General features: G+C 56.8%; 13 protein-coding genes. 11 read left to right on the top strand and 2 right to left on the bottom strand.

Annotated elements, in window-relative coordinates; all coding sequences use genetic code 11:
- Nucleotides 1–45 precede the first annotated feature (45 nt).
- Together VF684_RS14550 and VF684_RS14545 are read right to left on the bottom strand one after the other, a co-directional pair.
- Nucleotides 46–1692, bottom strand: a complete 1647-nt coding sequence (locus VF684_RS14550) for a multidrug ABC transporter permease/ATP-binding protein (RefSeq protein WP_440174320.1) — start codon at nucleotides 1690–1692, stop codon at nucleotides 46–48.
- Nucleotides 1693–1771: 79 nt separating this feature from the next.
- The gene (locus tag VF684_RS14545) at nucleotides 1772–3868 is read right to left on the bottom strand and encodes a TonB-dependent siderophore receptor (RefSeq protein WP_139440393.1); all 2097 of its coding nucleotides are present in this window, start codon (nucleotides 3866–3868) and stop codon (nucleotides 1772–1774) included.
- A 396-nt stretch (nucleotides 3869–4264) separates the two neighbouring features.
- Between VF684_RS14545 and mioC the strand changes: the two genes are divergently transcribed.
- From mioC to atpA, 11 genes are all read left to right on the top strand, one after another.
- Nucleotides 4265–4714 carry an FMN-binding protein MioC gene (gene mioC / locus VF684_RS14540; RefSeq protein ID WP_201915017.1) on the top strand — a complete coding sequence of 150 codons (450 nt, stop codon included), beginning with the start codon at nucleotides 4265–4267 and terminating at the stop codon, nucleotides 4712–4714.
- A 507-nt stretch (nucleotides 4715–5221) separates the two neighbouring features.
- Nucleotides 5222–7111 (top strand): tRNA uridine-5-carboxymethylaminomethyl(34) synthesis enzyme MnmG, encoded by a 1890-nt coding sequence (gene mnmG, locus VF684_RS14535; RefSeq protein WP_042063321.1) that lies wholly within the window; start codon nucleotides 5222–5224, stop codon nucleotides 7109–7111.
- 21 nt (nucleotides 7112–7132) lie between these two features.
- Nucleotides 7133–7759 (top strand): 16S rRNA (guanine(527)-N(7))-methyltransferase RsmG, encoded by a 627-nt coding sequence (gene rsmG / locus VF684_RS14530; protein WP_440174319.1) that lies wholly within the window; start codon nucleotides 7133–7135, stop codon nucleotides 7757–7759.
- 26 nt (nucleotides 7760–7785) lie between these two features.
- The gene (locus VF684_RS14525; RefSeq protein WP_201915015.1) at nucleotides 7786–8589 is read left to right on the top strand and encodes a ParA family protein; all 804 of its coding nucleotides are present in this window, start codon (nucleotides 7786–7788) and stop codon (nucleotides 8587–8589) included.
- Nucleotides 8586–9494 (top strand): ParB/RepB/Spo0J family partition protein, encoded by a 909-nt coding sequence (locus VF684_RS14520; protein WP_201998717.1) that lies wholly within the window; start codon nucleotides 8586–8588, stop codon nucleotides 9492–9494. Before VF684_RS14525 ends, VF684_RS14520 begins: the two co-directional genes overlap by 4 nt.
- A gap of 190 nt (nucleotides 9495–9684) precedes the next feature.
- Nucleotides 9685–10095, top strand: coding sequence for an ATP synthase subunit I (locus tag VF684_RS14515; RefSeq protein ID WP_162516111.1), 411 nt, complete (start codon nucleotides 9685–9687; stop codon nucleotides 10093–10095).
- 8 nt (nucleotides 10096–10103) lie between these two features.
- Nucleotides 10104–10886 (top strand): F0F1 ATP synthase subunit A, encoded by a 783-nt coding sequence (gene atpB / locus VF684_RS14510; RefSeq protein ID WP_005339335.1) that lies wholly within the window; start codon nucleotides 10104–10106, stop codon nucleotides 10884–10886.
- Between the two features lie 58 nt (nucleotides 10887–10944).
- Nucleotides 10945–11187, top strand: coding sequence for a F0F1 ATP synthase subunit C (atpE, locus tag VF684_RS14505; protein WP_005307205.1), 243 nt, complete (start codon nucleotides 10945–10947; stop codon nucleotides 11185–11187).
- Between the two features lie 54 nt (nucleotides 11188–11241).
- Nucleotides 11242–11712 carry a F0F1 ATP synthase subunit B gene (gene atpF, locus VF684_RS14500; protein ID WP_005339336.1) on the top strand — a complete coding sequence of 157 codons (471 nt, stop codon included), beginning with the start codon at nucleotides 11242–11244 and terminating at the stop codon, nucleotides 11710–11712.
- Between the two features lie 13 nt (nucleotides 11713–11725).
- Nucleotides 11726–12259 (top strand): F0F1 ATP synthase subunit delta, encoded by a 534-nt coding sequence (gene atpH, locus VF684_RS14495; protein ID WP_005339341.1) that lies wholly within the window; start codon nucleotides 11726–11728, stop codon nucleotides 12257–12259.
- Between the two features lie 15 nt (nucleotides 12260–12274).
- On the top strand, nucleotides 12275–13816 hold the full coding sequence (gene atpA / locus VF684_RS14490) for a F0F1 ATP synthase subunit alpha (RefSeq protein ID WP_005339342.1): 1542 nt from the start codon (nucleotides 12275–12277) through the stop codon (nucleotides 13814–13816).
- The last annotated feature ends 19 nt before the right edge of the window (nucleotides 13817–13835 follow it).

Raw genomic sequence — 13835 nt, 5'->3', positions numbered from 1 at the left:
AGCAATTCCTGTGCTGGCTTGCCGCCAGTCTGATCGGTGCAGGCATCAAACCAGCACCTCGTAATCCAGATGGGCGATCGCATCGCGGCTCACTGCGGCACGGCGCGCGCCGGTCAGTTCAGTGAGCTGGCCCTGACGCATCTCCAGCAGGCGATCGGCCAGCGGGAAATAGTGATCATCGTGACTGATAGCGATCACGGTCTTGCCCATCTCCTTGAGGCGAGGCAGCAGCACCTGATAGAAGATGCGGCGGAACTGGGGATCCTGATCCGCAGCCCACTCGTCAAACAGCATCACCTCGCGCTGCTCGGCCAGCGCCAGCAGCAGGGCGACCCGCTTGCGCTGCCCTTGAGAGAGATCGATATCGGCAATAAAGCCATCCTCGATGGTGAGCTTGCTGCCCATCTGCAACCGCTCCAGCCACTCGACCACCAGCTCATCCTTGGGTTCCGGCCCCAGCAGGTGCTGGAACAGGTGATAGTCGGTGAAGATGGCGGAGAAGAGCGCCAAATAGCCGTTGCGATCGGTGATCGGCTCACCATCCAGCAGGATCCGGCCCGATACCGGTTGGTAGAGGCCGGTCAGCAGCATGGCCAGCGTCGACTTGCCGGATCCGTTGCCGCCGATGATGAAGATCTGCTCCCCCTTTTCGATGACCAGATCGATGGGGCCAACGGCAAAACCGCCCTCCCCCTGATAGTGAAAGCTCACCTGCTCCAACTCGATACGCTGCCAGGGGCGGATGGCGGGCGGCAGCGGGAAGTCCGCATCCGGCTCGCCCAGATTGAGGGCGGCTATCTTGTCGAACGCCACCTGAGCGGCAAGCAGGGTCGGCAGGGCGCCAATCCCCTGCAACAGCGGGGTGCGCAGGAACAGCAAGGTCAGCGCAAAGGTAGCCGCCACATTGGTGTTGGCCCAGCCAAGGCCGTTGGCCAGAAAGAAGACCAGACCGATGGCCCCCAGCATCATGATATTCGACCAGTTCACCGCGCTCAGGTGATAGGTGTCGGCGCGGATGATCTGCTGGCGGTAGTCACGGGCATTCTGCTCATAGAGCTGGTGGTAAACGAAGTGAGCCCGCTCGCGGTTGAGCGCCAACTCCTTGCTGCCAGCGATGATGGCCTGATAGTTCTGATAGAGCCGATCTTCGGCCTGACGCATATGGGAGAGATGGCGATAAACACGGTTCACCAGCAGCCAGCCCACCACCATGGTGGCGGTGACCCAGAGCGCGGTCACCCCGAGCAGGGCCGGAGAGAGCCAGCCGAGGTAGAGGGCAGAACCCAGCGTGAGCACCAGCCCCTGCACCAGCTCAGGCAGGCGCACGAAGGCGATGGTGATCTGGCCGATATCGCTGGAGAGAGATGCCAGCAGTGGCCCCTGACCAATCTGGCGGATGCGGGCGACATCGGTATCCAGCAGTTGCTTGAGCAGACGGCCACGCAACCGGTAGACAAAATGGTGACCGAGAGTGGTCAGGGCCAGCTGAGAGCCGAGCGTGATCACCAGCAGCAGCACAATCAGGCCGACCAGCTGGCCGAGGATCGGCAGCGGATCGCCGATGGATTCGATAAGAGACTGATTGATAAAGGCAATGACACCAATCCCGCTGACGGCACTGAGCAGACTGAGCAGGGTAATGGCGATAAAGGGCCAACGATATTGGCGATAAACCAGAGACAAGAGTTCCATAACGGGCCGGTATTCCAGAGAGATCAGAACAACTGCGGGTGAAAAGTAGGGCGGGAATCCGGTTCCCGCCCTACTTCGATTACCAGCGGTAGTTGATGCTGCCCACTACACTGCGAGGTTCGCCGTAGTAGCAGTAGTAGTCACAACTGGCCACGTAGGTTTCACCCAGCAGGTTGTTGACGTTGAGCTGGGCACGCCAGTTCTTGGCAAAGTCATACCCGATCATCGCATCCCAGACGGTATGAGCCGGCACCTCGGCAGATCCATAGATGGGGGTGTAGTCCGCATTCACGGCGCCAATACCCACGCTGGAACCGATATAACGCACACCAGTCCCCAGCTCCAGACCCGAGGCCACCCCTTGTTGCACCTTGTAGTTGCTCCAGAAGGAGGCGATGTGGCGCGGGATCAGGCTGGCACGGCGATCGCCCTTGCCGGTGTCGTTGGTTTTGGCATCGGTGTAGGTATAAGCAGCGGTCAGACGCAGCGCATCGGTCACCTGCACGCTCCCTTCCAGCTCAATCCCCTGAGAGGTCACTTCACCCGCCTGGGTCTGCTGGCCGGAACCTGTAGAGACCAGCGAGTTGGTCTGAGCCAGATCGAACAGCGCCAGATTGATGTAACCGTCGAGGAAGGCAGGCGCATACTTCACGCCGGTCTCGTAGAGCTTGCCCTTGAGCGGCTTGTAGGAGTTTCGGGTGTTAGGATCGATCCCCGGCAGCACCTCGAACGACTCGGCATAGGCAAAGTAGGGAGAGAGGCCGTTGTCAGCCAGATACATCAGGCTGCCCGAGAGGGAGAGCTCGTGATCGTACTGGCGCTCGTCCTTGCTGGCATTGGTGTTGTGGGTCTCCACATAGTCGAAACGGCCACCGGCTGTCAGCAACCAGCGATCGTCCCAGCGGATCTGGTGCTGGGCATAGAGGCCGCTCTGACCTTTGGTGCTCTTCTGGTGAGTAGCGGTCGACTCATCAAAACCGGGGAAGCCGCTGTAATCCGGGTTCATGGTATTGATGGAGCCCATGGCGTAGTTGTCGGCCTCGACCCCTTCATTGACGTGACGCTGCAGATCCCCCCCCAGCAGCAAGGTCTGCTCGGTGCTGTCGGTGTTCCAGTAGCCCACCATCTGGTTATCCATGGTGGCACTCTTGGTATTGCCATCACGGTAAACCAGGCCACGACTGGCGGTTGTGCCTTCATAGGTCGGGAAGATATAGGTCTGGCGCAGCAGCAGATCGTTGTAGTTGAAGCGGACGTTCTGCTTGAACTCCCAGGTCTGGTTGAGCTGGTGGGCCAGCTCATAACCGGTGGAGATCTGGGTATTGCGGTTGCGATCGTAATCCGGCTGGCTCAAGTTGGTGGAGGGATCAATCTGACCACCTGACGTATTCAGGGTGCCATAGACCGGGAAGAAGCCGTTGGTCGGGACCCCTTCGTCGTGCAGGAAGCTGGCCAGCAGGGTCAGGCTGGTACGATCCGAAAGATCGAAGGTGACGCTCGGCGCCAGATAAACCCGATCGTTGTAGGTGCCGGTAAGCACCCCATCACGCTCTTTATAAAGAGCAACCATGCGGTAGCGGCTGTTGTCGGAGAGCGCGTCAGAGACATCCACCCCGACCTGACGATGATCCCGGCTGCCAAGCTGCAGATCTACCTGCCCTTGCGGCGTGGCGGTCGGTCGCTTGCTGATGGCATTGATCACCCCGCCCGGAGGCGCCTCACCGTAAAGGATCGAGGCTGGCCCCTTCAGCACTTCCACACTCTCCAGACCGAACGGTTCCGGCGTCCAGACGTAATAGCCGGTGCCAAACAACCGGTTGCCATCCAGATAAGAGGCGGCATCGAAGCCACGCACCTTGAACCAGTCGGTGTTGTTGTCGGAACCATAGAGACCGGTCAATACGCCGGAACGGTAGCGAATCGCTTCATCCAGCTGCAACACGGCGTGCTGATCCAGTTCCTCGCGATTAACTACGGAAACGGCGCGAGGGGTCTCGGCCATCGGCACTTCCACCTTCATGGCCGTACCGGTCACTACCATGGTTTCGCTGGCTTTGGGCAGTTCAGCGGTGGTTTGTTCGGCCATCAGCGGCAGGGAGACGAGCAAACCGGAGAGCGAAAGCACGCCGAAGGCGCCCTTCTTGCCGGGTCCTGTTGTGTATTTTTGCGCAATCATATTAAAGTCTCGTTTATCAATGAGTTATGTTGTTTTAATTGTTATTTGTGGTCGTTTGTCACGACATCACCCTGTTCCATGGGCGAATAAAGCAGCGCAATCCTACTACAGGAGCCGTGATCGAATCGATTCAATAATTGCTAATCATTTGCATCTACATTGTTATCTAGCTGCATCGTTGGCAGGATTTCGCGGGAGATGGGAGCCATCAGGAGAGCTATTAGCGGAGAATAAAATGGAGAGGAATATAAAGAAGCAGAAAAAAGATCGGCAGGATGGATCCGGTGGCATTATCTGACTGGATCCATTATCCCCAAGCTTTATCCATATTTATCCACACCCTTTGGCGGTAGAATCCGGCTTTCCGTTTCTTTGTCTGAAATCAGGATCCATTCCATGGCCAAACTCAATCTCGTCGTCGGCTCCATGCTGGGCGCCGCCGAATATGTCGCAGACCACGTCGCCAACCTGCTGGAACAGGCTGGCCACCAGACCCGGATCCACAACCCGGCCAAGCTGGCAGAGGTACTGGATGATGCGGGATCCATCCTGCTGGTGGTCACCTCGACCCACGGTGCCGGTGATGTACCCGACAACCTGCAACCCTTCGCCAAGGCTCTTGCCGAGCAGCATCCGGATCTTAATTCATTGAAATATGGCGTGATCGCCCTTGGTGACAGCAGTTATGACACCTTTTGCCAGGGTGGCAAGACGCTGGATCGGCTGCTGGCCGAGTGCGGTGCCAGCCGGATCGGCGAGCGGCTCGACATTGATGTGACCCAACACGAGATCCCCGAAGATGCCGCAGAAGTGTGGATCCGCGACTGGATGACGATGATCGCCTGATCAGCGGCGGGAGATCCTGAAAAAAAGCTTGATCTCCCCACTTATCCCCAGATCGACTATCCACCATGTTATTAACAGATTGATCCGGGGGAGTTGTTCTACAAGGTTACCCACAACGCCCAGGGGTAATGTGCATAACTACGGTGTAAAGCTCTGCAAAACCTATAGTTATCCATGTATTAGATCCAGACCGACAGACCTCTGTGTATAAAAGTCCTGGTTATCCCCTCGTTCACAGGGCTAGGATCCAAGCTTTTCCACAAGCTAGGATCGTCCTTAAATTAATGATCTTTATGATCAAAAAGTGCTTATCAACAGAAAGGGCGGATCCTAATAAGAGATCCAGTAAAAGATCGATCTAAAGATCCTTAAGATCTAATTAGTGGATCCTCCCTTCATACTGAACGTTAAGTAGACGTTCCCCTCAGGACGCGAAACAGATAGAATGTTCCGCCCTTTAGCCCAGGCAAATAAAGATCTTCAGGCGTGCAGATCAAGGTGATCCCAATGCAATACCATGAACAATTTGATGTGATCGTCGTCGGTGGCGGTCATGCCGGAACCGAAGCAGCAACAGCGGCAGCCCGTATGGGCATGAACACCCTGTTGCTGACCCACAATATCGATACGCTGGGACACATGTCCTGTAATCCGGCGATCGGCGGGATCGGCAAGGGACACCTGGTCAGGGAAGTTGACGCACTCGGCGGGATCATGGCGCGTGCCATCGATCTTGGCGGGATCCAGTTTCGCACCCTCAACTCCTCCAAGGGCCCGGCAGTTCGAGCCACTCGTGCCCAGGCGGATCGCCTGCTCTACAAGGCCGTCGTTCGCCAGATGTTGGAGAACTACCCCAACCTGAAGATCTTCCAGCAGGCCTGTGACGATCTGATCATGGACGGGGATCGTGTTGCCGGTGTGGTCACCCAGAGCGGGATCCGCATCAGCGGCAAGACTGTGGTGCTGACGGTCGGTACCTTCCTGAACGGTTTGATCCACATCGGGATGGAAAACTACAAGGGCGGCCGCGCCGGGGATCCTCCCTCGATCGCGCTGGCCCAGCGCCTGCGTGAACTGCCGCTGCGCATCGATCGTCTCAAGACCGGTACGCCGCCGCGCATCGATGCCCGCAGCGTCGATTTCTCTGTGATGCAGGCCCAGCACGGCGATGATCCGCGTCCGGTCTTCTCGTTTATCGGTGATGCCAGCCAGCACCCGCGTCAGGTGCCCTGCTACGTCACCCACACCAACGAGCGTACCCACGAGGTGATCCGCAATAACCTGGATCGCAGCCCCATGTACGCCGGGGTGATCGAGGGGATCGGCCCGCGCTACTGCCCGTCGATCGAAGACAAGATCACCCGTTTCGCCGACAAGACAGCGCACCAGATCTTCGTCGAGCCAGAAGGTCTGACCACCCACGAACTCTACCCGAACGGGATCTCCACCAGCCTGCCGTTTGACGTGCAGGTGCAGATCGTCCGTTCTGTGCGCGGCTTCGAGAACGCCCACATCACCCGCCCGGGTTATGCCATCGAGTACGATTTCTTCGATCCGCGGGATCTCAAGGCCAACATGGAGAGCAAGTGCATTCCAAACCTGTTCTTCGCTGGCCAGATCAACGGCACGACCGGTTACGAAGAGGCGGCGGCACAAGGCCTGATGGCCGGTCTGAACGCCGCCCTGCGTGCCCAGGACAAGGATCCCTGGAACCCTCGTCGGGATCAGGCCTACATGGGCGTGATGATGGACGATCTCTCCACCCTGGGGACCCGCGAGCCCTATCGCATGTTCACCAGCCGTGCCGAATATCGCCTGCTGCTGCGTGAAGACAACGCCGATATCCGCCTGACCGCCATCGGTCGCGAGCTGGGTCTGGTGGATGACGAGCGCTGGAGCAAATTCAACGCCAAGATGGAACAGGTCGAGCTGGAGCGTCAGCGCATGCGTTCGACATGGATCCACCCGCAACACCCGTCACTGGAGGCGGTCAATGCCCTGGTCAACACCCCGCTGACCCGCGAACAGAGTCTGGAAGAGTTGTTGCGTCGCCCCGAGGTGACCTACGATGCGCTGATGGCCATCGAAGGAGTCGGCCCTTCCGTGACCGATCCTGCCGCGGCCGAACAGGTTGAGATCCAGATCAAGTACGCCGGTTACATCGAGCGTCAGCACGATGAAGTGGAAAAACAGCTGCGCAACGAGAACACCCTGCTGCCGCTGGATCTGGACTATCGCGAGGTGAACGGCCTCTCCAACGAGGTGAAAGCCAAGTTGAACGATGCCAAGCCGCAGACCATTGGTCAGGCTTCCCGCATCTCCGGCATCACCCCGGCTGCCATCTCCATCCTGCTGGTTCACCTGAAAAAACACGGCCTGCTGCGTAAAACCGCCTGAGGATTGTCACCGTTGGAAAATATGCTGGAAAGATTGAACGGCCTGCTCAAGCAGGCCGAAATTGTTATCACCGATACCCAAAAGAGCCAACTGGTGCAGCTGGTCGAGTTGCTGCACAAGTGGAACAAGGCTTACAATCTCACCTCGGTGCGAGATCCGGACGCCATGCTGGTCAAGCATATCCTCGATAGCCTGGTGGTAAGCCCCCACTTGCACGGTGAGCGCTTCATCGACGTGGGGACCGGTCCCGGCCTGCCGGGATTGCCGCTGGCGATCATCAATCCGGACAAGCAGTTCGTCCTGCTCGACAGTCTGGGCAAGCGGATCAACTTCATCCGTCAGGTGATCCAGGAGCTGGGTCTGACCAATGTGACGCCGATCAAATCCCGGGTTGAAGAGTATCAACCTGACGTGGGATTTGATGGTGTACTGAGTCGGGCATTTGCCTCGCTGGAGGACATGCTGAGCTGGTGTCACCACCTGCCGTCAGAACAGGGCTGCTTCCTGGCGCTCAAGGGACAATATCCCGAGCAGGAGCTGGCCCAGTTGTCTGCCAATATCCGTCTGGTAGCCTGTCATGAGTTGCGGGTGCCAGAGCTGGAAGGCGAGCGTCATCTGCTGGAATTCAAACATATCCAGCCCGAATAGGGTCGCAGTTTCATTTAGGGGATCGTGTGGGAAAAGTCATCGCCATAGCCAACCAGAAGGGTGGAGTGGGTAAAACCACCACCTGTGTGAATCTGGCCGCCTCCATGGCTGCCACCCGGCGCAAGGTGCTGGTGATCGATCTGGATCCGCAGGGCAATGCCACCATGGGCAGCGGTGTCGACAAGTATGACGTCGAGCGCACCGCCTATGAGCTGCTGATCGAGGATGCCCCCATCAGCGAAGTGATCATCCCCGAAACCACCGGGGGCTATCACCTGATCGCCGCCAACGCCGACGTGACCGCGGCCGAAATTCGTCTGATGGAATTTTTTGCCCGCGAAATCCGCTTGCGCAATGCGCTGGCCTCGGTGCGGGACAAATACGACTACATTTTCATCGACTGCCCGCCCTCTCTCAACATGCTGACCGTGAACGCTATGGCTGCCGCCGACTCCGTGCTGGTGCCCATGCAGTGCGAATATTACGCTTTGGAAGGGCTCACCGCCCTGGTCGACACCATCAGCAAGCTGGCCGCCGTGGTCAATCCGGATCTCAAAATCGAAGGGGTGCTGCGCACCATGTTCGATCACCGCAACCGGCTGGCCAATGATGTGTCCGATCAGCTAAAACAGCACTTTGGCGACAAAGTCTACCGCACCATCATTCCCCGCAACGTTAGACTGGCTGAGGCCCCGAGTTTCGGTGCCCCGGCCATGCACTATGACAAATCATCGGTGGGCGCCAAGGCCTACCTGGCACTGGCTGGCGAGATCCTGCGCCGCCAGGAGCAGGAACGTCAGGCGACCATCGCAGACCGAGAGAGCATATGACTCCGAAAAAACGTGGACTGGGCAAGGGGCTGGATGCCCTGCTCAGTACCAGCACGGCTGCCCGCCAGAAACAGGTGATGAGCGATCAACGTACTGAAGAGGCCATGGCCCCCACCAATCAGGGCGAGCTGCGCAAGCTGCCGGTGGAGTGGTTGCAGTCCGGCAAGTACCAGCCCCGCAAGGATATGTCCCAGGATGCACTGGAAGAGCTTGCCAACTCCATCCGCGCCCAGGGGGTGATCCAGCCCATCGTGGTACGCCCTCTCGGCGAACAATCCTTCGAAATCATCGCCGGTGAACGGCGCTGGCGCGCGTCCCAGCTGGCGCGGCTCGAGGTGGTGCCCTGCATCGTCAAGGATGTACCCGACGAGGCTGCCGTCGCCATCGCGCTGATTGAGAATATTCAGCGGGAAGACCTCAATGCCATCGAAGAGGCGGTCGCTTTACAAAGACTGCTGACCGAATTCGAACTCACCCACCAGCAGGTGGCCGAGGCGGTGGGCAAGTCCCGCACCGCGGTGACCAACCTGTTGCGTCTCAACCAGCTCAACGACGATGTGAAGCGTTTCGTCGAGCATGGCGACCTCGACATGGGCCATGCCCGTGCCCTGCTGGCCCTGAGCGGCCAGGCCCAGTCTGAACTGGCCAAGCTGGTTGCCCAGAAAGGGCTGACCGTACGCGATACCGAGAAGCTGGTGCAAAAAGCGCTCGAACCGGCAAAAGCCAAGGTCGAACCGGCCCGTGATCCGCAGATCGGCTACCTGGAGCGCCAACTGGCAGAAAAAATTGGCAATCAGGTGCAACTTCAGCCTGGCAAGCGGGATAGCGGGAAGTTAGTAATAAGTTACGAGAATTTGTCCGATTTGGACCGTATATTGGGCTATTTTGGCGTGTCGGAATCGTGATTTTTACGCTTTTTGTAGTAATAAAACATCCATTCCTTTTGATATGACCATAACCCTGATTTGCCGCGGAAAGCCGCAAAAATTAAGGATTTTTGTCATATTGCAATAGCTGCCCTCAAGGGTATAATTTGACCGGCTTTAAGAGCTGTTAACATGGGGTCTTCGGATCCCGATTTTTTACAGTTCTGTAATGTTCAGGGGTAGGTTGGTGAAGCAGAAAATAGCCTTGGAAGGTTTGACACTGGCCTTGGTTATGCTCGTTTGTCAGCTCATCCTGATCCTGGCGATGAGTGCCGTCTGGTTTTACCTGACTGGTGCCAGCGCCGGTTATTCCGCCCTCTACGGAGGGGGGATGTACTGGGTTCCTCAAGCCTTGTTTACTGTCTGGGTGCTGCGCCGCAAGGTGACAACCGAGAGTGTGGGCCTGGTTTTGCGGGACTTTTATGGTGGGGCAGGGATTAAGCTCGTTTCTACAACAGGTCTATTCGCCCTGATGTTTGGTGCGGGAGTCGAGGTCGTTACCGTCTCGTTTTTCGCCACTTATATCCTCGCCCTCGTTGTACAGTGGATGGTTTCATTCACGCTTAACAACCACTATTAGGAAAACTCATGTCTGCAACCGGAGAAGTCCTGACTCCTCAGGGATATATCTCCCACCACCTGACCCACCTTCAAGTCGGGTCCGGGTTCTGGACGGTCAATATCGACTCAATGGTATTTTCCGTCGTGCTAGGCGCCCTGTTTATCCTGCTGTTCCGCAAAGTAGCCGTTAACGCTACCAGCGGGGTGCCGGGTAAGCTGCAGTGCTTTGTGGAGATGCTGGTCGAGTTTGTGAATGGTAACGTCAAAGACATCTTTCACGGTCGCAACAAGGTCATCGCACCTTTGGGGCTGACGGTGTTTGTGTGGATCTTCCTGATGAACTTCATGGATCTGATCCCCGTTGACTTTATCCCTCACGCTGCACAATTGATGGGTATTCCCTATCTGCGTGTGGTTCCCTCTGCTGACGTTAACATCACCATGTCCATGGCTTTGGGCGTGTTCTTCTTGATCCTGTATTACAGCATCAAGGTCAAGGGTATCGGCGGGTTTGTGAAAGAGCTGACGCTTCAGCCTTTCAACCACCCGGCGGCCATCCCGGTTAACCTCATCCTGGAAACTGTTACGCTGATTTCCAAACCTGTTTCTCTGGGTCTTCGACTGTTCGGCAACATGTATGCTGGCGAGCTGATCTTTATCCTGATTGCTGGTTTGTTACCCTGGTGGTCACAGTGGATCCTGTCCGTGCCTTGGGCAATTTTCCACATCCTGATCATCACTTTGCAGGCATTCATTTTCATGGTTCTGACCATCGTCTATCTGTCGATGGCGCAGGAAGACCATGGTTGATGCAACTCAAATAATCCTTTTTATACAATCAATTACATCTAAATAACTGGAGATCCTCATGGAAAACTTGAACATGGACCTGCTGTACATCGCTGCTGCAATGATGATGGGTCTGGCTGCTATCGGCGCTTCCATCGGTATCGGTATCCTGGGTGGCAAGTTCCTGGAAGGTGCTGCTCGTCAACCGGATCTGATCCCTGTTCTGCGTACCCAGTTCTTCATCGTAATGGGTCTGGTGGATGCGATCCCGATGATCGCCGTTGGTCTGGGTCTGTACGTGATGTTTGCGGTTGCTGGCTAAGTCGTTACGACTCTCCAGGCATAACCCATTAACTAACTTAAGAGGACATCGGCTGTGAATATCAATGCCACCCTCCTCGGCCAAGCAATTGCTTTTTTCTTCTTCGTAGTGTTTTGCATGAAGTACGTATGGCCGCCGCTGATTGCAGCCATCGAAGCCCGTCAGAAAGCTATTGCTGACGGTCTCTCTTCTGCCGAACGTGCCAAGAAAGATCTGGATTTGGCCAAGGCCAACGCCACCGATCAGCTGAAAGAAGCCAAGCTGCAGGCTGCTGAAATCATTGAGCAGGCTAACAAACGTAAAGCCCAGATCATTGATGAAGCTGCCGCTGGTGCCCAGTCTGAGCGGGAAAAAATCCTGGCTCAGGGCCGTGCCGAGATCGAAGCTGAACGTCATCGTGCCAAAGAAGAACTGCGTAAGCAGGTTGCTGCTCTTGCCATTGCTGGTGCAGAGAAGATCCTGGCGCGTCAAATCGACCAGGCTGCCAACAGCGACATCGTCGACAAACTGGTAGCAGAACTGTAACGGGAACGGGGCTATGTCTGAACTGACTACAATCGCTCGCCCCTACGCCAAGGCTGCTTTCGAGTTTGCCGTTGAGCACAAGGCGGTTGACCAGTGGCTGGGTATGCTCGGTTTCGCTGCGCAAGTAGTGGAAAACGAGACCATGCACAACCTGGTAAACGGCTCTGTGGCCGCCGAAGAGCTGGCAACGCTGTTTGTCGGTGTCTGCGGTGAGCAACTCGACGTGCATGGCCAGAACCTGATCCGGGTGATGGCCGAGAATGGTCGCTTGGGTGTGCTGCCGGCGGTCGTTGCTGAATTTGTAGCGTTCAAAGCTGAACTGGATAAAGAGGTTCAGGCTGACGTGATTTCGGCGATCGAACTGACCGACCAGCAGAAAGCCAATATTCAGGCTTCTCTGGAACAACGTCTCGCGCGCAAAGTGAAGCTGAATTGCAGCATCGATGCGTCCTTGATGGCCGGGGTGCTCATCAAGGCCGGTGATCTGGTAATCGACGGCACAGTCCGCGGTAAGCTGGATCGCATGGCTGACGCGCTGCAATCTTGATTGGGGTATTAGAGCATGCAACTGAATTCCACTGAAATCGCCGAGCTGATCAAGCAGCGCATTGCGCAGTTTGATGTAAAGAGCGAAGCGCGTAACGAAGGTACTATCGTCTCTGTGAGCGACGGTATCATTCGTATTCACGGCCTGGCTGATGCCATGCAAGGTGAGATGATCGAGCTGCCGGGCAACCGCTACGCTCTGGCATTGAACCTGGAGCGTGACTCCGTCGGTGCGGTGATTATGGGTTCCTATGACGGTCTGTCAGAAGGAATGAAAGTAAAAGGTACTGGCCGTATTCTGGAAGTGCCGGTAGGTCGTGGTCTGTTGGGCCGGGTGTTGAACACCCTGGGTCAGCCGATCGACGGTAAAGGTCCGATCGACAACGACGGCTTCTCGCCGATCGAAGTGATCGCACCGGGCGTTATCGAGCGTAAGTCTGTTGACCAGCCGGTCCAGACCGGTCTGAAAGCCATCGATGCCATGATCCCTATCGGTCGTGGCCAGCGTGAGCTGATCATCGGTGACCGTCAGGTTGGTAAGACCGCCATCGCGATCGACACCATCATCAACCAGAAAGATTCCGGCATTAAGTGTGTCTACGTTGCGATTGGCCAGAAGGCCTCCACCATCGCCAACGTGGTGCGCAAGCTGGAAGAGCACGGTGCCCTGGCCAACACCATCGTGGTGGTTGCCTCTGCCTCCGAAGCGGCTGCTCTGCAGTACCTGGCTCCGTATGCCGGTTGCTCCATGGGTGAGTACTTCCGTGACCGCGGTGAAGACGCGCTGATCATCTATGATGACCTGTCCAAGCAGGCCGTAGCTTATCGCCAGATCTCCCTGCTGCTGCGCCGTCCGCCAGGACGTGAAGCCTACCCGGGTGACGTTTTCTATCTGCACTCCCGTCTGCTGGAGCGTGCTGCTCGCGTTAACGCCGAGTACGTAGAGAAGTTCACCAAGGGTGAAGTGAAAGGCAAGACCGGTTCTTTGACCGCTCTGCCGATCATCGAAACCCAGGCGGGTGACGTATCTGCGTTCGTTCCGACCAACGTGATCTCCATCACCGATGGTCAGATCTTCCTGACTTCACAGCTGTTCAACTCCGGTATTCGTCCGGCGGTTGACCCGGGTATCTCTGTATCCCGTGTAGGTGGCGCTGCTCAGACCAAGATCGTCAAGAAGCTGTCTGGTGGTATCCGTACCGCGCTGGCCCAGTATCGCGAACTGGCGGCATTCGCCCAGTTCTCTTCCGATCTGGACGAGGCGACTCGCAAGCAGCTGGATCACGGTGTGAAAGTGACCGAGCTGATGAAGCAGAAGCAGTACTCTCCGCTGAGCGTGGCTCACCAGTCTCTGGTGCTGTTCGCCGCCGAGAAAGGCTATCTCTCCGATGTCGAGCTGAACAAAATCGTCGACTTCGAAGCCGCTCTGCTCTCTTACGCCAATACCCAGCATGCCGAGCTGATGGCTGAAATCAATGCCAAAGCCGACTACAACGACGCGATCGTTGGCAAGCTGACTGCGTTGCTGGATAGCTTCAAAGCAACCCAGACCTGGTAAGCGTGTGTGGCAGCGTGAG

Origin of the sequence: Aeromonas sp. Lyrl_2, from assembly GCF_051948815.1 — a bacterium.
Classification (GTDB): Bacteria; Pseudomonadota; Gammaproteobacteria; order Enterobacterales; family Aeromonadaceae; genus Aeromonas; species Aeromonas veronii.
Note: the sequence above shows the minus strand (reverse complement) of the source record. Positions and strands in the feature narration are given on the sequence as shown.

Bases quoted from the DNA above. Each gene is read 5' to 3' on its own strand.
- atpA (WP_005339342.1), top strand. From the start codon at position 12,275: ATGCAACTGAATTCCACTGAAATCGCCGAGCTGATCAAGCAGCGCATT.
- VF684_RS14550 (WP_440174320.1), bottom strand. From the start codon at position 1,692: ATGGAACTCTTGTCTCTGGTTTATCGCCAATATCGTTGGCCCTTTATC.
- VF684_RS14545 (WP_139440393.1), bottom strand. From the start codon at position 3,868: ATGATTGCGCAAAAATACACAACAGGACCCGGCAAGAAGGGCGCCTTC.
- VF684_RS14515 (WP_162516111.1), top strand. From the start codon at position 9,685: ATGTTCAGGGGTAGGTTGGTGAAGCAGAAAATAGCCTTGGAAGGTTTG.
- mioC (WP_201915017.1), top strand. From the start codon at position 4,265: ATGGCCAAACTCAATCTCGTCGTCGGCTCCATGCTGGGCGCCGCCGAA.
- VF684_RS14520 (WP_201998717.1), top strand. From the start codon at position 8,586: ATGACTCCGAAAAAACGTGGACTGGGCAAGGGGCTGGATGCCCTGCTC.
- atpE (WP_005307205.1), top strand. From the start codon at position 10,945: ATGGAAAACTTGAACATGGACCTGCTGTACATCGCTGCTGCAATGATG.
- atpH (WP_005339341.1), top strand. From the start codon at position 11,726: ATGTCTGAACTGACTACAATCGCTCGCCCCTACGCCAAGGCTGCTTTC.
- rsmG (WP_440174319.1), top strand. From the start codon at position 7,133: ATGCTGGAAAGATTGAACGGCCTGCTCAAGCAGGCCGAAATTGTTATC.
- atpB (WP_005339335.1), top strand. From the start codon at position 10,104: ATGTCTGCAACCGGAGAAGTCCTGACTCCTCAGGGATATATCTCCCAC.
- mnmG (WP_042063321.1), top strand. From the start codon at position 5,222: ATGCAATACCATGAACAATTTGATGTGATCGTCGTCGGTGGCGGTCAT.